This window comes from Vibrio sp. 1-2 (7-a), from assembly GCF_013048515.1.
GTDB classification, from domain to species: Bacteria; Pseudomonadota; Gammaproteobacteria; order Enterobacterales; family Vibrionaceae; genus Vibrio; species Vibrio diabolicus.
On sequence record NZ_VHSQ01000017.1, the window covers coordinates 1 to 19,413 of the forward strand.

At 45.1% G+C, this 19,413-nt stretch carries 15 protein-coding genes; 4 read left to right on the top strand and 11 right to left on the bottom strand.

The features are described from left to right. Positions 1-867: 867 nt before the first annotated feature. A complete protein-coding gene (locus FKN08_RS22140) occupies positions 868-1,485 on the bottom strand; it encodes a c-type cytochrome (RefSeq protein ID WP_005379248.1) in 618 nt (205 codons plus the stop codon). A 159-nt stretch (positions 1,486-1,644) separates the two neighbouring features. Between FKN08_RS22140 and yihA the strand changes: the two genes are divergently transcribed. Then, positions 1,645-2,304, top strand: a complete 660-nt coding sequence (yihA, locus tag FKN08_RS22145) for a ribosome biogenesis GTP-binding protein YihA/YsxC (RefSeq protein WP_104971129.1) — start codon at positions 1,645-1,647, stop codon at positions 2,302-2,304. 748 nt (positions 2,305-3,052) lie between these two features. Here the strand turns inward: yihA and polA are convergent. The 3 genes from polA to hemB form a co-directional block, all read right to left on the bottom strand. Then, entirely contained in the window at positions 3,053-5,839 is a 2,787-nt protein-coding gene (gene polA, locus FKN08_RS22150) for a DNA polymerase I (protein WP_170892870.1), read from the bottom strand. Between the two features lie 620 nt (positions 5,840-6,459). Continuing rightward, positions 6,460-6,894: a GNAT family N-acetyltransferase gene (locus tag FKN08_RS22155; protein ID WP_012841227.1), complete on the bottom strand. Its 435-nt coding sequence runs from the start codon at positions 6,892-6,894 to the stop codon at positions 6,460-6,462. A gap of 127 nt (positions 6,895-7,021) precedes the next feature. Beyond that, positions 7,022-8,083: a porphobilinogen synthase gene (hemB, locus tag FKN08_RS22160; RefSeq protein WP_031777176.1), complete on the bottom strand. Its 1,062-nt coding sequence runs from the start codon at positions 8,081-8,083 to the stop codon at positions 7,022-7,024. A gap of 184 nt (positions 8,084-8,267) precedes the next feature. Here hemB and FKN08_RS22165 point away from each other — a divergent pair, with 184 nt between their 5' ends. Beyond that, a complete protein-coding gene (locus FKN08_RS22165; RefSeq protein WP_046874158.1) occupies positions 8,268-9,029 on the top strand; it encodes a TatD family hydrolase in 762 nt (253 codons plus the stop codon). Between the two features lie 462 nt (positions 9,030-9,491). Here the strand turns inward: FKN08_RS22165 and tatC are convergent, their stop codons facing one another. From tatC to rmuC, 7 genes are all read right to left on the bottom strand, one after another. Next, positions 9,492-10,244, bottom strand: a complete 753-nt coding sequence (gene tatC / locus FKN08_RS22170) for a twin-arginine translocase subunit TatC (protein WP_005379234.1) — start codon at positions 10,242-10,244, stop codon at positions 9,492-9,494. A 68-nt stretch (positions 10,245-10,312) separates the two neighbouring features. Next, positions 10,313-10,711, bottom strand: a complete 399-nt coding sequence (gene tatB / locus FKN08_RS22175) for a Sec-independent protein translocase protein TatB (protein WP_005382959.1) — start codon at positions 10,709-10,711, stop codon at positions 10,313-10,315. Between the two features lie 3 nt (positions 10,712-10,714). Further along, on the bottom strand, positions 10,715-10,960 hold the full coding sequence (gene tatA, locus FKN08_RS22180; RefSeq protein ID WP_005382958.1) for a Sec-independent protein translocase subunit TatA: 246 nt from the start codon (positions 10,958-10,960) through the stop codon (positions 10,715-10,717). A 52-nt stretch (positions 10,961-11,012) separates the two neighbouring features. Further along, a complete protein-coding gene (gene ubiB, locus FKN08_RS22185; protein WP_006741774.1) occupies positions 11,013-12,647 on the bottom strand; it encodes a ubiquinone biosynthesis regulatory protein kinase UbiB in 1,635 nt (544 codons plus the stop codon). Continuing rightward, a complete protein-coding gene (locus FKN08_RS22190; RefSeq protein ID WP_065646522.1) occupies positions 12,644-13,279 on the bottom strand; it encodes an SCP2 domain-containing protein in 636 nt (211 codons plus the stop codon). The genes ubiB and FKN08_RS22190 overlap by 4 nt, the downstream gene beginning before the upstream one ends. Before the next feature lie 11 nt (positions 13,280-13,290). Further along, complete coding sequence (gene ubiE, locus FKN08_RS22195) at positions 13,291-14,070, bottom strand: bifunctional demethylmenaquinone methyltransferase/2-methoxy-6-polyprenyl-1,4-benzoquinol methylase UbiE (RefSeq protein WP_005379210.1); 780 nt, start codon at positions 14,068-14,070, stop codon at positions 13,291-13,293. A gap of 78 nt (positions 14,071-14,148) precedes the next feature. Beyond that, positions 14,149-15,681, bottom strand: a complete 1,533-nt coding sequence (rmuC, locus tag FKN08_RS22200; protein ID WP_005394435.1) for a DNA recombination protein RmuC — start codon at positions 15,679-15,681, stop codon at positions 14,149-14,151. Between the two features lie 168 nt (positions 15,682-15,849). Here rmuC and FKN08_RS22205 point away from each other — a divergent pair, with 168 nt between their 5' ends. After that, a complete protein-coding gene (locus FKN08_RS22205; protein WP_170892871.1) occupies positions 15,850-16,758 on the top strand; it encodes a DMT family transporter in 909 nt (302 codons plus the stop codon). Positions 16,759-16,949: 191 nt separating this feature from the next. Beyond that, a complete protein-coding gene (locus FKN08_RS22210; protein ID WP_065646520.1) occupies positions 16,950-19,397 on the top strand; it encodes a bifunctional diguanylate cyclase/phosphodiesterase in 2,448 nt (815 codons plus the stop codon). Positions 19,398-19,413 lie beyond the last annotated feature (16 nt).

Genomic DNA, 19,413 nt, shown 5'->3' on the forward strand with positions numbered 1-19,413 from the left:
CTTGGAAAATGCCAAAGACGGAATAGTCCGCCCCTACAGAATACCGCTCAGAATGACAGATACCGCCTTAGTTGGCGGTATCTGCGTAGATATTAGAAAGTCAATGAGTCGGTTCGTAGACGCTTACTTTACAACCCATCGAAGTAAATAAGTGCAGTAATCGTAATTCAGATTGCGACTTACCAAGAGAAAAGAATATAAAAAAAGCGACAGTCAGACTGTCGCTTTCTAAGTGCCATCAATTGGCGAAACTGTGTTGCACACATTTGGTGCACCAATGATCCCTTTGTTTTTCGAGCTTTCCCTGCCAAAAAGAGTTGTTTTTCATCTTCCTGATGAGTTTTGGCTATCCGTTTACTTCCTGTCTACTGAGCAACTTCCTGTGCCTGATCCGTTTCACTGTCTTAACCGTCAGACGAGATGACCATCCTTATCAGATAGGCTCCCTACCTATCTAAACCCCTTTCTAAATCACCAAGCATCCGAGCTACATCCTTGGAGACCTAAACCGTGGTCTAAAATCCTTACATTCACCCCCTGTGAACGACTTCTACTTTACGCCATCCCGCGATGCTCACAAGTAATGGGTTGAAAAAATAATCCGCCTATTTTCTAAAAATATCAAAATTGTCATTTAATCAAAAACTTAAAAACACTAACAAGAAAAAGCCAACATCAAGTATGGCAAATGTCTCACAAACTGCCGAGCCAACTATCGCTTTCGCATCCAAACTCGACTGTGATATCTGTCACGAACAAAAATGCCCTAGTGGATTCACTAGGGCATTTTTGTACAAGTTGCTCGAACGATGTAGGGACATCTACCCAACCAGCTCAAGATGCAGGATCTTGAGCGATTTAGGTATATTAGTGCAGACCGCCAACGTATTTAGACAGCACTTCGATATCTTCGTCTGTCATTTTCTTCGCGATGTCGCGCATCATGGCATTCATATCATTACCACGGTCGCCATCACGGAATTTTTCTAGCTGAGCTTTGATGTAGTCAGCATGCTGACCAGAAATTTTCGGGAAACCTGAAAGCTCAGTACCATTGCCACGAGGACCATGACATGCAATACATGCGGTTAGGCCACGCTCGGCATCACCAGCGGTATAAAGCGTTTTGCCTTTTGCTACTACATCTTCAGGTGTTGAGTTTTCTGAAACTGGTAGCGAAGCGTAGTAAGCAGATAGGTCTGCGATATCTTCATCGCTCAGTGGCATTGCCATACCACTCATTACAGGATCGTAACGACCTTGTTTACCACCACTTGTCATGCCTAGCTTAAGTTCTTTTAACTGCTTCTCAAGATACTTAGCGTGTTGGCCTGCGAGTTTCGGGTACGTTGTTATTGCACTGTTGCCATCTGCTCCGTGACAGGCGACACAGGTTTGTGATTTTGCTTTACCAGCCTCAATATTACCTTGGGCCCATACTGAGCAACTGGCTAAAAGACTCAAAATTAGCGCTAATTTCTTCATGACATTCCATTATAATTATCAAGCTTCCAGTACCACGGAATGTGAACATACCGCGTACACTCATGGTACAATAGGCGACCTTATGCCGAGCACGGTTATTTTACACATTTTCACAAAAAAGTAATCAATCGACTACACAAAGTCGAGATGGAGTTAACAGTGAGCGTAAAAATTCATTACCAAAATACGCATTTCATCACCAGCGCACCCGATATTCGTCACCTGCCGGAAGACGAAGGTGTCGAAATTGCGTTTGCAGGACGCTCAAACGCTGGTAAATCGAGTGCACTTAACCGTCTAACTAATCAAAAAAGCTTAGCCAAGACATCAAAGACACCTGGTCGTACGCAATTAATCAACCTTTTCAAAGTAGAAGAAGGTTGTCACATTGTCGATCTACCTGGATACGGTTTTGCTCAAGTACCGGTAGAGATGAAAAACAAATGGCAGAAATCTTTAGGTGAATACCTACAGAAACGCGAGTGCCTAAAAGGCTTAGTGGTTCTGATGGACATTCGTCATCCAATGAAAGATCTCGACCAGCAAATGATTTTCTGGGCCATCGATAGCCACATTCCTGTGCAAGTTTTGCTAACCAAAGCAGATAAACTAAAAAGTGGCGCACGCAAACAAACCCTGCTGAAAGTTCGCAAACAAGTGGAAACTTTCGGTGGCGACGTTTCCGTTGATGTGTTCTCTTCCCTTAAAGGATTAGGCGTTGATCAGCTGCGCGCAAAACTAGATACCTGGTTTGCACCGGCGCTCGCGCACCTGATAGAAGAAGACGAACTGGATACCCCAACAAGCGACGAAGAATAATTAACAATATTTGTTAAATTTTTTCGACACGGCCCTACCATTTGGTGGGGCTTTTGTTTATCTGAGCTAAATAACAGGTAATAAAAATCCCCACCTTCCTGGCAGGGATAACGGGAGAGAAAAATTGGTAATTATTGTTATGTGACGAAGCATTGCTGAACTATCGGATGATTTCAATAGCTTAAAAAGCCGCCTAACTTTAGCTTTCGCTTAATCAACTCACTACCATAACCAATAAAGAAAATACAATTCAACAAGTTAGACAGAAACCTCCCCACTTCCACGTCAACTTAGTTTCCTTCAAGAAAAAATCATAGTGTGATTGGCATAAATTTACAGACTGAATAGTTTGCGAGTTTTTGAATAAAATTGGAGTGTAGACAATAGGTTAAAGATGGGAGAGATATAAAGACAAGTCGTTACCAACCCAACACATTGAACAAAAAGAAAAATTTTCTTTCGCCCAATAAAAAACGCCCCAGTCAAAAGCTGACTGGGGCGGCTGAATCAGCCTAATCCAATAACGTGAAACAAAAGGTCTGAAAGATAGAACATCTTACCTCTGTACCCTACGAGTATTAATGTACAACAATTGGTCAGAATTGCAAAGAATTTTTGTAGTTTTTTTTCATGAAATTTTTATTAAGCAACATCAAAGTTAACTTTGCGCTAGCTTTTTTAATCGCAAAAAAAAGCCAGCGTTTGTGCGCTGGCTCATAATTAATTGGTTATTTTGGTCTAAAAGTGACTAATGAGCTTGATCCCAGTTGTCACCGTGCCCTGCTTCTGCAACCAACGGTACTTTTAGCTCTGCTGCAGATTCCATCAATTTCTGTACTTTACTTTCAATTTCGGACAATGATGACTCTTCAACTTCAAAGACCAATTCATCGTGTACTTGCATTAACAACTTCACACGGCCATTGCCTTCTTCCTGAATCCACTGATCAACCAACAGCATCGCTTTCTTAATGATGTCCGCAGCTGTACCTTGCATCGGTGCGTTGATTGCCGCACGTTCAGCAGCTTTACGACGCATACCGTTGCGCGATTTGATTTCTGGTAAATGCAAACGTCGACCAAAAATCGTTTCAACATAGCCCTTATCTGCAGCCGTGCTGCGCGTGTCTTCCATGTACTGCATAACGCCAGGGTAACGCTCAAAGTATTTATCCATGTAGGCTTGTGCTTCGCCGCGAGGGATACCAAGCTGCTTCGCCAAACCAAATGCACTCATGCCATAGATAAGCCCGAAGTTAACGGCTTTAGCACGGCGACGCTGCTCACTGGATACTTGTTCAATATCCAGACCCATAATTTCTGCCGCAGTTGCCGCGTGAATGTCTTTACCATCACGGAAGGCATCTAATAACGCTTGGTCGCCAGAAAGGTGCGCCATGATGCGCAGTTCGATTTGCGAGTAGTCGACCGCTAAGATCTTATGCCCAGATGGTGCGACAAACGCTTGGCGAATACGACGGCCAGCTTCGTTACGAATTGGAATGTTCTGTAAGTTCGGATCGGTAGAAGATAGACGACCTGTTGCGGTTACCGCTTGATGGTAAGAAGTATGCACACGCCCTGTTGTTGGGTTGATCATCTTCGGCAGTTTGTCCGTGTACGTTGACTTTAGCTTCGCCAAACCACGGTATTCCAAAATCAATTTTGGCAGTGGGTAATCTAAGGCAAGCTCTTGCAGCACTTCTTCATTCGTCGATGGTGTACCTGATGGCGTTTTCTTCACCACCGGTAAACCCATTTTTTCAAATAGGATGGCTTGTAATTGCTTTGGCGAGTTCATGTTGAACTCTTGCTCTGCAATTTCATACGCTTTCTTTTCAAGCTCATCAAGGCGAGCGGTAATCTCTACCGACTGCGCACTCAGCTTCATTTCATCGATAAAGACCCCGGTGCGTTCAATGCGCGAAAGAACTGGCACCAACGGCATTTCAATCTCTTCGTACACTGTCTTCAGGCTTTCATCCTGCTCGATATTCGCAAACAAGCGATTGTGCAGACGAAGGGTCACATCCGCATCTTCTGCCGCGTATGGCGATGCTTGTTCCAACTCGATTTGGTTAAACGTAAGCTGATTTTTGCCTTTACCTGCAATTTGCTCAAAAGAAATGCAACTATGCTGTAGGAAGCGCAGCGCCAAGCTGTCCATATCGTGTTTACCGCCGACACTGTTGTAAATGTACGATTCCAACATCGTGTCGTGCTTGATACCTTTTAGCTCAATGTCATAACGAGCCAATACAGACGCATCATACTTTAAGTTTTGACCAACTTTTGCTTTCGCTGCATCTTCAAGAATTGGCTTAAGCTGTCCTAGAACCCAATCACGATCAAGCTGTTCAGGTGCATCTAGGTAGTCATGTGCAACAGGCACATAAGCAGCAATACCTTCATCGACAGCGAATGACAAACCAACCAGATTCGCTAGCATGTAATCTAGGTTGTCGGTTTCCGTATCAAACGCAAACAACTCGGCCGTTTGAAGTTTGTCTAGCCACGCATTGAAGGTTTCTTCATCCAGAATCGTTTCATATTGGCTGCGGTCGATTGTCACTGCGGAAGTTTCCATCTCGGCATGAGAAGCAGAGGCTTGAGCAGAGCCAGCAAGCTCAACAGCTTCTACCGACCCAGAACCACCTTCAAGTAGCTCGTTCAACCAAGATTTAAACGTCAGTTGACCATACAACTTCACTAGTTCGTCTTTATTTGGTTCCGCTTTCAGCAGTGATTCTGGCGTTTCTTCAAGTTCAACATCCAATTTAATGGTCGCGAGCTCGTACGACAGCATAGCATTTTCTTTGTTATCGATGAGCTTCTTCGCCATGGTTTTAGAACCACGGAAGCCAAGCGCAGCAATGTCATCGAGATTTTCATACAGCTTAGTCAGACCGCCAATACCTTGCAGTAGTGCGGTCGCTGTTTTGTCACCCACGCCTGGTACACCAGGGATGTTATCTACTTTATCGCCCATCAGCGCTAGGTAGTCGATGATTAACTCAGGTGGAATGCCAAACTTTTCAACCACACCTTCACGATCCATCACGACGTTCGTCATGGTGTTGATCAAGGTAATATTATCATCCACCAACTGCGCCATGTCTTTATCACCAGTACTGATCAATACAGGCATGCCCTTTTGTGATGCTTGATGCGCCAACGTACCAATAACGTCATCCGCTTCGACACCAGGAACGCAGATTAGTGGTAAACCCATCGCGCGAATAACATTGTGCAATGGTTCAATTTGGCAACGCAGATCATCCGGCATTGGCGGACGATTAGCTTTGTATTCTGCATACATATCATCACGGAAGGTTTTTCCCTTCGCATCGAAAACCACCGCGATGCGCTCAGACGCAAACTGACGCATCATGCTGCGTAACATGTTCACGACACCGTAAACGGCATTCGTTGGAATTTCACCATTACTCATGGTGCCCGGGTAGGCGTGAAAAGCGCGATATAGGTAAGAAGAGCCGTCGATAAGGATCAACGGATTTTCAGGAATACTTGCCATAATTGTCTGTATCCAATTCAGTACTTGAGAGATCTGCCTAGGATGCCATGACTGCTGATCCGAATCTATCTTGTTCGCTCGATCTAGGTCGCGTAAATTTTTCGATTTTATTCACGAAGACAACCTCACCCTGTGGATAACTCTGTTTATAGAAATTATCCACTGGTTATCCAATGATAGAAAACACAAAAAACACACACGGTAAGTTATTGTTTTTAAATATTTATTTTATAAAACGGCGAGAAGATCAACGATCCTTAAATGATCATCGTGTGTGGAAAAAATACGAATAGTGACGTCAAATAGAAATCGTAGAAAAGAAAAAAGCGACCCGAATGGGGTCGCCTAGCAGAAGTGGTAAAGCAAATTCTGTAAATAGAGCAGCTTAACCAAGAAGCTATAAATTACACTGGAAGCAATGTGAGCAATGTCGTGTCAAAAAGAATTCGTGCAAGTTCTCGGAAAAATGTTTCATCACTTCTCAACTTTCAGTTAATCAACTTCTGTTAATAAGTCATTCAACGTCCTTGTGAACTCTTCCTCATTCCCTAAGACAGGTTTAATAATAATGATTCTCATTTCGTAGTCAACAGTTAAATGAGAAAAAATCTCATTTATTTTCACATCGCTTTAATGAAATGAACTCGAGATTCACGAAGATTGATTTTTTCTTCAAATTTTTCAATGATATAGCCATTTCTCAATAACAATCGAAGCATAGCAGGAAACTGATTTCGAGATTTCACTTTTAACGTGTTATAGCCTTGCTCAGCCGCCCAATCTTCTTGTGCTTCCAAAAGTAATTGTGCCACGCCTTCATTTCGAGCCTCAGGAACTACACCACCTAACCAGCTATAGAAAACACCATCCTCTAATTCGTAACCTATTTTGAAGCCGACAATCGTGCCATTTTTTTCTGCAACGAGGATTAAACTGTTTTTCTCTTCTAAACGTTGAGTCATGGAGTCTACCGTTTCTCCTTTCGAAAATTCGGTAACACGTGCCACAACTTGAAGTGCTTCTTCCAATGTGCCTTCACGAATCAGCATTGTCATTGTTCTCTTCTCCAAAATAAAAATACCCAAGCACCTTGGATTGTTACTGTTGTAATCCGCCTGAGGTTACTTGGGTATATACAGACGAACAACTCTTGTTGGTCTGGTGTTTCTCACTGAGCGATAATTACTCTTCAGTCGCTTCCGGAGTACGATTTAGGTGTTGAGCAGTTTGTGCATTCTCTTCTGCCAACCACTCAGCCACATCTTTCGCAAAGTACGTTAAGATGCCGTCAGCACCTGCACGTTTGAAGCACAGTAGTGATTCCATCACAATTTCGCGCTCTTTGAGCCAGCCATTCATGATCGCCGCTTTATGCATCGCGTACTCGCCAGATACTTGATAAGCAAATGTCGGTACTTGAAGTTCAGTTTTTACTCGGCGAACTACATCTAAGTATGGCATACCAGGTTTAACCATCACCATGTCCGCACCTTCATTGATGTCTAGCGCCACTTCGTGAATCGCTTCGTCAATGTTTGCTGGGTCCATTTGGTAGTTTTTCTTGTTGCCGCCTTTTAGATTTGAAGAGGAGCCAACCGCATCACGGAATGGTCCGTAGTAGTTCGATGCGTATTTAGCCGAGTAAGCCATGATTTGAGTATGGATGTAGCCCGCGTTTTCTAATGCTTCGCGGATCTTACCAATTCGGCCATCCATCATGTCTGAAGGCGCGACGACGTCAGCACCCGCTTCAGCGTGAGACAAAGCCTGCTTAACCAATACTTCTGTGGTTTCATCATTCATTACGTAGCCATCTTCATCGATGATGCCGTCTTGGCCGTGCGTCGTGAATGGGTCAAGTGCCACGTCTGTGATCACACCGATTTGAGGAATATGTTCTTTAAGCGCACGTACTGCTCGCTGAACCAAACCTTCTGGGTTGTAGGCTTCAGTAGCACATAAGCTTTTAGCGTCTTGGTTTACGACAGGGAAAAGCGCGATTGCTGGAACGCCTAGATTTGCAAGGTATTGCGCTTCTTCTAGCATTAAATCAATCGACAAACGCTCTACACCCGGCATGGACTCCACGCTCTCACGACGATCTTTACCCATTAGGATGAACATTGGGTAAATCAGATCATTAACAGAAAGTTGGTTCTCAGCCATCAAACGACGACTAAAATCGTGCTTACGTAAACGACGCATACGGCGTGCAGGGAATGGACCTTGAATTGATACAGACACCATTTTCTCCTTGTCTGGACGGTTATGATGATCAAATCATCTGGTGAACAAAATCATATCACTCTTGATGCATGTTGCGAGTGACAATCTGGAAAAAGGTAATGAAAAAAACTGAAAATGACCCAGCACTCACACTCAAGTATACTTCGAATACGAAACCAACCATGAAGCACAGAGAGTAACGATGATCGATACCCACGCGCACATCTATGCCAGCGAATTTGATAACGACCGCGATGAAGTAGTACAACGCGCCTTAGCGCAAGGCATTAATAAGATCCTGTTGCCAAACATCGATCTGGACTCTATTGAGCCCATGCTACAAACCGAAGCGGCATATCCTGACGTGTGCCACTCAATGATGGGACTCCACCCTTGCTATGTGGATAACAACGTTGAGCAAACGTTGGAAATCATCCGCGGCTGGTTTGAGAAACACAAGTTTATTGCGGTGGGCGAAATTGGTATCGACCTGTATTGGGACAAAACCTATCGCGCCGAGCAAGAGATGGCGTTCGTAGCTCAACTTAACTGGGCAAAAGAGATGGATTTACCAGTCGTTATCCACACTCGTGATTCGATTGAAGAAACACTCACTTTGCTAAGACAAGAGCAAGATGGTCGTCTGCGTGGTGTATTCCACTGTTTTGGAGGCAGCTTAGAAGAAGCGCAAGCAATCAATGAGCTAGGCTTCCACTTAGGCTTGGGTGGCGTATCGACCTTTAAGAATGGCGGGATGGATAAAGTCATTCCACATTTGGATATGCAGTGGGTCATTTTAGAAACCGATTGTCCATACTTAGCGCCTGTACCGCACCGTGGTAAGCGTAATGAACCAGCCTACACTTCTCTCGTTGCACAACGTGTTGCCGACTTGCGTGATGTCGATGTCGCAACTATCGATGCAATAACGACTGAAAATGCCAAAAAGCTGTTTAATATTTAATTCACGAAAATTGAAAAAAGCGACGAAATCAACGTCGCTTTTTTATTACCTAAACTATTGAATGAATGATTCAACCTATTGAAATAATAGAACAACCCACACAAAGTTATTGATAAACATAATAATTAACTAGCAACTCTACTTACCTCTCATATCGCCACTTTACTTCGTCTGTTTTGCAAAACTGTCGACAATTAGACATATTCTTTTTCTATACTGCTTTATGCCCATTAATTAGCACAAATGTAAAACAGCATGAATATGGAAGTTGAAGTGTGTACACATGGTGCTTACTTACAACGCGTACCGCGCAGTTTTTTTCAAAAGCTGCTGGGCATCAAGGAAGTATACGTATGCACAAAGTGTGGTTACGTCATGAAAGTTAAGTAGTTAGCCCAAGAAACAAACCAACCGCAAAAAAAAAGCGGCTCAATTGAGCCGCTTTTCACATCTAGATTAGCCTTATTCTTCGGTTTCCGCTTCTACCTCTTCGCTTCGACGCGTATAAAAACGCGCAAAGAATAAACCGACTTCAAACAGTAAACACATCGGAATAGCGAGTAAGGTTTGCGAGATCATGTCTGGTGGCGTTAACACCATACCTACGACAAACGCCGCCACAATGATATAAGGCCGTTTCTGTCTTAGATCTTCTGGAGTGGTGGCACCAGTCCAACACAACAAAATGATCGCAACAGGCACCTCAAACGCGATGCCAAACGCCATAAATAGCGCCAGGACAAAATCGAGATAGCTAGAAATGTCGGTCGCAAACTCTACACCACCCAATGAGATAGCAGTAAAGAAGCCAAACACTAGTGGAAACACCACAAAATACGCAAATGCCACACCGCAATAAAACAGCAGTGAGCTGGAAAACAGCAACGGCATAATCAAACGACGCTCATGTTTGTATAAGCCAGGAGCAACAAAGGCCCAAACTTGATACAAAATAAACGGCACCGCAATAAATACCGAAGCGATTAACGTCAACTTCAGTGGCGTGAAAAAGGGTGAAGCCACATCCGTAGCAATCATGGTTGCGCCTTCAGGTAGACGCTCTACTAAAGGTGCGGAAACAAACTCGTAAATGTGGTTAGAGAAATAAATTAGTCCGACAAACACCACCAACACTGCCAAAATTGAGCGCAGTAGTCGGTTGCGAAGCTCCAACAAATGACTAATTAAAGGTTGTGTCTGCTCGACGGTAGACATGGCAAACCTCTTATTAAAAACCAGATCAAAAAGGAGCTACCAATCACTAGTAGCTCCTCCTAATGAGACTATTCGGCTTTCTTATCTGCCGCTGTAACCTTGCTCTCTTCCGCTTTCTCTACCTTTTCTGCTGCTGGCTCTGTTTTTACAGGCTCAGCCTCTGAATCGGTGTTCTTTGCGTAAGGACGATTTACAGATTGCGCTGCCTTCTTCAATTCTTCGACTGAAGATTTCAACTCAGGGGACAAATCATCCATCCCCATTTGCTCTGCTTTGCGCAAATTTTCTTGCAGCTCTTGGACTTTCAGCTCGTGTGACAATTCGTCTTTGACGCTATTTGCCATACTCTTAGCGGCACCGATAAAGCGAGACACGCTGCGAATAGCATGAGGCAAACGCTCCGGCCCAAGAACGACCAGACCAACAACAGATATTAATACCAGTTCCCAAAAACCGATATCAAACACGTTTTACGCCTGCTCTTTGTCTTTTTTCGTTTCAGGAGCAGCTTCTTTTTTCTGCTGCTCTTCTAGACTTTTTGGTTCGAAGTCTGCGTCTTTGTCATTTTTCGCAGGTTCATCTTCGCTCATCGCTTTTTTGAAGCCCTTAACGGCACCACCCAGATCGCCACCGATACCGCGTAGTTTCTTAGTTCCGAATAGCAATACAACAATTACAGCAATGATTAGAAGTTGCCAAACACTGATACCACCCATTCTCTTTACCTCGGGTCTTTAAATAAACAAAAATATTTCAAGAGTTTAACGTCTATTGACGATAAGCTCGCCAACTAAGCAGCCAAAATGTGACACCTGCGATACCGCTGGCCAACGAAAGCTGCTCAAAAGCATTGTTCACCAATATTGCCGAGCATACGACTAAAGTGGCGCCAACGCCAAATAAAAACTTTCCTGTCGCCTGCTGGCGCTTGCTCTGACGATACCCTTGGTAAAGCTGATCCATGCGTTGGTTCATCGCTTTACCTTGTTTCAGGCTATCGTAAAGCAGCTCTGGCAGTTCCGGTAACTTCTCCGCCCAAAATGGTGCGCGATCTTTAATTGCATTCACCAAAGCTTGCGGCCCAACTTGATTCATCATCCATTCTTCAAGGAATGGTTTTGCGGTCTCCCACAAATCAAGCTGAGGGTACAGCTGCCTACCAAGACCTTCCACGTACAGCAGCGTTTTTTGCAGCAATACAAGCTGTGGCTGAACCTCCATATTGAATCGACGTGCCGTGTTGAACAAATTCAACAACACATGACCAAAGGAGATTTCGCACAGTGGCTTAGCAAAAATAGGCTCACACACAATGCGAATCGCGAACTCAAACTCATCGACATTGGTATCGGCAGGCACCCATCCTGAGTCCACATGTAACTCCGCCACTCGGCGATAGTCTCGATTGAAAAACGCCAGGAAGTTTTCCGCCAGATAACGCTTGTCTTCACTATTAAGTGTACCAACGATTCCGCAATCTAGCCCGATCCACATTGGGTTCTCTGGATGTTCGGGTTTGACGAACACGTTCCCCGGATGCATATCGGCATGGAAGAAGCTGTCTCGGAACACCTGAGTGAAGAACACACTCACGCCGCGCTCCGCGAGCAATTTCATATTGGTGCCATTTGCTTTCAAGCCATCAATATCAGAGACTTGAATGCCATATATTCGCTCAGAAACCATGACAGTTTCATTACTGAAGTCAGGAAAAACTTCAGGAACATACAATTCTTCGCTGCCTTCAAAGTTGCGGCGCAACTGAATGGCATTCGCCGCTTCACGTCGTAAGTCGAGTTCATCAAGCAATGTTTTCTCGTACTCACGTACAACTTCAACCGGTTTCAAACGACGTGCTTCAGGCATCGCTCCGGCGACTATACGCGCCATTCGGTGCATCAGTTTTAGATCTGAATCAATGACCGGGCGAATATCTGGGCGGATAACCTTTAATACCACTTCTTGGTTAGAGTCTTTTAAACGCGCAGTATGCACCTGAGCAATCGACGCAGACGCCAGTGGTTTGATATCAAACTCGGTAAACCAGTTTTCTAACGGGCCACCTAATGCCTGCTCCATCTGCTTTTTTGCTAGCTCACCATCAAATGGCGCCACTTGGTCTTGAAGCAAAGCTAGGGGATCAGCAATATGCGGAGGAAATAAGTCACGGCGCGTTGACATCATCTGACCGAACTTAATCCAAACTGGCCCCAGCTCTTGCAACGCTAAACGCAGGCGCTCACCGAGTGGTTTTTCTGGATGCTTGTTCTTAATCCAGAACAGGCTTTTGCGCAGTAATAACGGAGCTTTGGTCAGTTGGTGATCGGGAAGCAGCTCATCTAAGCCGTATTCCAGTTGTACTTTGGCGATGTGGTATAAGCGCTTTAGTTCTGCTGGCGTCATGGTTTCTCCAATGCCGGCTTATTTGCATCCAGCTTATTCAGCAAAGCAGTCAAGCGTGCTTCAACGCGAGAAGCCTGGCTGCGAACCTCATCAACCTGGTCGCAAAAATACGCCACTTCTAGAGGAGCAGGTGCCAACTTCCACTCTTCAGTCACTACTTGCGCAAGATGACGCTGGTGTTTCTCTGCTTGAGATGCGAGGAAGTTGCCTATGTTTTTTGAACCTTGCACAAAGGTATGTGCGGCGACATCGCCAGTTACGCGAGACAACCACTCTTCAACATCTGGCTTGCAATCCACCATCAACTGAGAGAATTTCTGCGCCAATTGAATATCGCCTTCAAGCTCAAGTTTATCTTGTTTAATAAGGCGAGTGATGTTGGCCTGGTCACGCAGCTCTGGCAACACGCTCAAGTTGAGCGATAAGTAGCAGTTTGGCTGTCCTTCGTAATGACCGAGCACATCAATTTGCTGACTAAAAACGAACGTCAGTGTTTTATTGATCTCTTTCAGATGAACTTGAATAACTTGACCTTTTAGACGCGCTAAACGACGGCCCAATGCAGGGTCGTCTTTGATCAGAGTATTCAGTGACGTTTCAATCACAGCGGTGATAAGTGGTTCAAATGGCATGCCGTTAACCCTTAGAATTTATAACCGCGATGCAAAGCCACAATACCACCAGTTAAGTTGTAGTATTTGGTGTTTTCAAAACCTGCGTCTTGCATCATGCCTTCCAGCGTTTCTTGGTCTGGATGCATACGGATTGACTCCGCTAGGTAGCGGTAACTCTCTGAGTCATTCGCAACTAGCTCACCGATTCTCGGCAACAAGTGGAATGAATATGCGTCGTATACTTTCGATAACGGCTCTAGCACTGGTTTCGAAAATTCTAGCACCAATAGACGGCCGCCTGGCTTCAGTACGCGGAACATTGAACGAAGCGCTTTGTCTTTGTCAGTCACATTACGCAAACAAAAACTGATGGTGATGACATCAAAATAATCATCAGGGAACGGCAGTTCTTCTGCGTTAGCTTGAACGTAATGCACGTTACCCACAATACCGTTGTCACGCAGTTTATCGCGACCAACGTTAAGCATTGAATTATTGATATCAGCAAGGATGACATGGCCTTCATCGCCAACAATGCGCGAGAATTTCGCCGTTAAATCACCCGTACCACCACCTAGGTCAAGAATACGTTGGCCAGGGCGAGCGCCACTACAATCGATAGTGAAGCGCTTCCAAAGGCGGTGAATACCACCAGACATCAGGTCATTCATGATGTCGTATTTTGTTGCCACGGAGTGGAATACTTCGGCAACCTTAGTCACTTTTTCGTCTTTTGCCACTGTAGAGAAACCAAAGTGGGTGGTTTCATTCTCTAACGCTGTATTGGATTGCAAACTTGTGTCCGTCATTCTAATTCCTCTTAGGCAGCGCTTTCTCTCTGCGGGGCGTTTGCTGACAAATAAAATCGCCCACTGCACTGCGGGCGATTAGTTTACTTTATCCTCAGCCGGATGTCTTTCTACTAACGGGTCATTTTCTGAAAATGAATCACTCTGCGCTAACTGTGCGAGGTCAGAAGAAATTGGTCGTTTGATTTCAACCCCAAGGTGCTTAAAGCTTTCGGCTTGACGAATCACATTCCCGCGCCCTGTGGCAAGCTTGTTCATTGCGCCTTGATAGCTTTGATTCGCCTTATCCAGCGCACCGCCGAGCCCTTCCATGTCGTCCACAAACAATCGTAATTTGTCGTAGAGTTTTGTCGCGCGCTGCGCAATCATTTTGGCGTTTTCATTCTGGCGTTCATTGCGCCATAGATTATCAATGGTGCGCAGTGCCACCAGCAACGTTGTTGGGCTCACCAAAATGATGTTTTGCTCCATCGCGTCTTTGATCAAACTTGGATCGGCTTGAATCGCGACTTGGAAAGCAGGCTCAACCGGAATAAACATCAGCACATAGTCCAAACTCTGAATACCTTTGAGTTTGTGGTAGTCCTTCATGCTTAAACCCTTAATGTGAGCACGCAGTGCGGCTAAGTGCGCACTCAAAGCCTGGTCTCGCTCGGCATCAGTTTCGGCGTTGAAGTAGCGCTCATAGGCAACCAGCGCCATTTTGGAATCCACAACCACTTGTTTGTTTTGTGGGAGATGAACAATCACATCAGGTTGGTAGCGCTTGCCTGCTTCATTTTGCAAATTCACCTGAGTCTGATATTCGTGCCCTTCACGCAGTCCCGACTCGGCAAGCACCCTCGCGAGCACCACTTCACCCCAATTACCTTGCTGCTTGTTGTCCCCTTTCAACGCTTGGGTCAAATTAACCGCTTCGCGCGTCATTTGCTCATTCAAACGTTGCAGGTTTTTGAGCTCATGCACTAAGGTATGGCGCTCTTTAGCTTCTTGGCTAAAGCTGTCATTAACGTGCTTTTTGAATCCTTCTAGCTGCTCTCGGAGCGGTGACAACAAACCTTCCAAACTCTGACGGTTTTGCAAGTCGACCTTCGCGGTTTTTTCTTCAAACAATTGGTTGGCCAAGTGCTCAAATTGCTGTTTCAGACGCGCTTCCGCTTGCTCTAGAATTTGCAGTTTTTCGGCATTGGCTTGGTTGATTTGCTCATGACGTGCTTGCTGCTCACGCAGTTGCGTTTCTAGACGTGATTTGTGCTCACGCATCTGACCAAGCTCATCAAAGTATTGCTGGCGCTCTTGCTTTACAGCCTCGAAGTAACGCAGTTTTTCCATTGCGGCCATCAGCTTTCCGTGTGTTTGGCGTACTTCAAACGCGGCTTTATCGCGCTCATCATCTAATTCATCCAACTCTTGCTGGGCATCGGCAAGGCTTTGTTTAACCTGTTCAAGCTGCTGTTGGTGAAGCTGCTTTTCTGAAACAAGTTGTTGTTCGAGAAGCTGAGTTTGGGTGATAAAACGCTGTTTCACCCACCAACCGACGGCGACACCACTAAGCGTGGCAGCACAAAGAGAAGAGAGAATGAGAGATTGGTACTCAAGAATCCATTGCATAATAGCGAGTTAGCCTGTGTTTTGTATCTATAACAATGGTATTTAGACACTGGATAAATGTCCAGTTTGTTGGATGAAAAATCCTCGCATACACTAGGCCTTCCTATAATATTCTTTCTTCCGCTCAAATGAACCAAACCGAGCGGCACATCATCACGCAGAGGCATCATGAACGAGCGTCGCGCCCTAGGATTTGGGCTCTCAGCAGTATTACTTTGGTCTACCGTTGCAACCGCATTTAAACTCACGTTGGCAGAATTTACGCCAATCCAAATGCTGTGCATTGCCAGTATCGTCTCTGCGATTGCGCTGACGATAATCTGTGGTGTGCAAGGCAAGTTGGGCCAGTTAAGTGCCACCTTCCTCTCAAACCCTTGGTATTACCTACTGCTTGGGTTGATTAACCCCTTGGCGTATTACGTCATTCTCTTTAAAGCGTATGACTTGCTGCCTGCATCTCAAGCCCAAGCAATTAACTACAGCTGGGCCATTACCTTGACGCTAATGGCTGCTATTTTCTTAGGGCAGAAGATCCGTGCTAAAGATTGGCTCGCTTGCGGTTTTAGCTATGTAGGCGTGATTGTAATTGCCACGCAGGGCAATGTTCTCGGCATGCAATTCGAGAGCCCGTTGGGCGTGGGGTTGGCGCTGCTATCGACACTGTTGTGGGCTGGTTACTGGATTTTAAACACCAAAAATAAGGCCGACCCTGTGGTTGGTGTATTACTTGGTTTTTTGGTCGCTATTCCATTTGCCATTGGTTTAAGTATTTATGAAGGTGCGAGCTGGCAGGCAATCTCAATTAAAGGCTGGGCAGCGGTGACGTATGTCGGGCTATTTGAAATGGGGATTACTTTCGTCCTATGGCTAAGCGCCCTCAAATCGACGCAAAACACAGCCCGCATCAGTAATCTGATCTTTGCTTCGCCATTCATCTCACTGATGCTATTGGCAACCATCATTGGTGAAGAAATTCATCCATCAACCTTGATTGGTTTAATACTGATCATCAGTGGATTAGTGGTCCAACAAGTATCGTGGGGTAAAAAAACCAAAGCCATGAGCACTTCTCAATGATGAACAAAAAACCTCAATAAACGATGCAATGAGTTGGATAAAAAAGAGATATAGCTAACAGTTTAATGATAGAAAGCGCCTTACGCTGCTGGGAATTACCTAAGCGTTGGATACGATACCAACACGGCCCAATAGCTTAAGCTAGATTCTAATACCACTATCTTTGGGCGCTTCAGGACACGTTATTAATTATGTTTCGCTTCGCTATTCCTTCGCCTTTGATGGCAGACTGGCAACAGGCTCTGCAACAATGCTGTGATGCTACTCAAGCTCAGGGACAACTTTATACTCTGAGCGATACCCAGCAGTGGCTATCAACTGAGGTGTCCACCTCGGTTCAAAATCATTGCGCTATCGTCGAAGTGGTAGTGCAAGTTGCCGCTCAATTTACACCGACAGACTTGACGATAAGCCACACATCCTTTGGACAGCAAACCTTGAGCATAGGTCCAATTTGGCTACCAAATGGCGATCTGTTTGCCGTATTAGCGCTGACTCACCCTGACGATCAAATCACGGTAGTATCTGCTTGGCTGAGTGCATTAGTGGGAAGAATGAGCTTTGATATCAGCTCACACTACCAGCAAGAACGAACACGCCATCAAACTACAGCGACCACACCATTACCGACGCTGCAAGAGTTTATCGACTGCCTTGAAGACCATATTTGGATAAAAGGCATGGATGGTCTTTATTCGATGACCAACCGAAGCGTAGAAAATGCGTGGCAAAAGACCAACAGTGAGATCATCGGCAAAGACGATTTCGCACTGTTTAGCCACGAGCGAGCAGAGAAGTTCATTGAGGCCGATAACTTGGTCGTGGCGACAGGCACGCTGAACATCGTCGAAGAATGCCGCCAAATTGATGAAAACAATAACCCAACTTGGCTAGAAACCATTAAGTCTCCTGTCCGTGATAATGACGGTAACTTAATTGGCATTCTGGGCATGACGCGCAACATCACACGCCGGAAAATGGTCGAAACGCAACTCTCATTGGCGTCCAAAATTTTTAATAACTCACAAGAAGGCATGGTCATTACTGATCGCAATGCCAACATCATTGATGTAAACACAGCCTTTACTCAAATCACCGGCTATCGCTCTGAAGAGGTGATTGGAAAGAACCCCAGAATTCTGCGCTCTGGTCATCATGACCAAGGCTTCTATAAACAGTTGTGGCATCAGCTCGAAACCAAAGGTCAATGGAAAGGCGAGTTCATCAACCGAAAGAAAGATGGCAGCATTTACCCGCAGTTAGCGACCATTAGTGCCGTAATGGACGATAAAAATCATCTCATTAACTACATCTGTGTATTTGAAGATATTTCCGTGCGTAAAGCGCACGAAGAAAAACTGCAGCGCATGGCCTTTTATGATCCGTTAACGAATCTACCTAATCGCACCCATTTACTTAGCTTGCTTGAGCAACACATTGAAACCGGGCACAAGAACCAACAGACGTTTGCCACCCTATTTCTGGATATCGACCATTTCAAGCACATCAACGATAGCATGGGTCACTTTTGTGGTGATCAGTTGCTGTCTAAGTTGGCTATCCGTCTGCAAGATATTCTTCACTTAAATGCGCATGTGGCTCGTATTGGCGGCGATGAGTTCGTGATCATTTTGCCGGACGTCCACAGTGATGTGGCTTTGCTGGAAACCGTCGGCGATATTCTCAGCGTTTTCCAACAACCGTTCGACTTGGCAAATCACGACTCACTGCGCGTCTCGACCAGTATTGGCATAGCCTTATACCCAAGAGACGGCCAAGACAGCGAAACCTTACTCAAAAACGCAGATACGGCGATGTACTTAGCGAAGAAAAATGGGCGCAACGGCTACGCATTTTACTCACCAGATTTAACCGATAAATCGGTATCCCATGTGCGCATTCAATCTGCTTTACATCAAGCGATAGAAAAGCAGCAACTTCGATTAGAGTTCCAGCCACAATATAACTTGGAGCAACATGCGATTGTTGGCGTTGAAACCTTATTACGCTGGCAGCACCCCGAATTTGGCCTTGTACCACCAGCCGACTTTATTCCAATTGCAGAAAAAACGGGGCTTATCCAAAGCATTGGCGAGTGGGTCTTGCTACACGCTTGTCAGCAAGGAAATGCTTGGCTGAAGCAAGGCATTGAGTTTGGCAGAATTGCGGTTAATGTGTCTGCATTACAGCTTCAGCAATCGAATTTCATTCAGAGATTGAGCGATATCCTCAATCAAACCGGTTTTCCTGCTCAACGGCTGGATTTGGAGATCACCGAGAGCTTTTTACTGATCGACCCTCAACAAGCCATTGCGTCGTTAAATCAACTAAGAGGGTTAGGCATCGAGATTTCTCTGGATGATTTCGGCACAGGCTATTCGTCTTTGTCTTATTTGAAAGGTTTACCCATCAATAAGCTGAAAATTGATCGTTCGTTTGTCAGTGATGTACCCAGCAATAGAGATAGCAATGCGATTGTGAATGCGATTATCGCCATGGGCAAAACACTGTCATTGAAAGTCGTAGCGGAAGGAATAGAAACTCAGGAGCAAGCCGATTACTTGTTCGAAAAAGGCTGTGTTTACGGTCAAGGGTATCTTTTTAGCCGACCAGTAAGTGCGGAAAAACTTTTTCGTTGAGCCAGCTTGTCGCCCA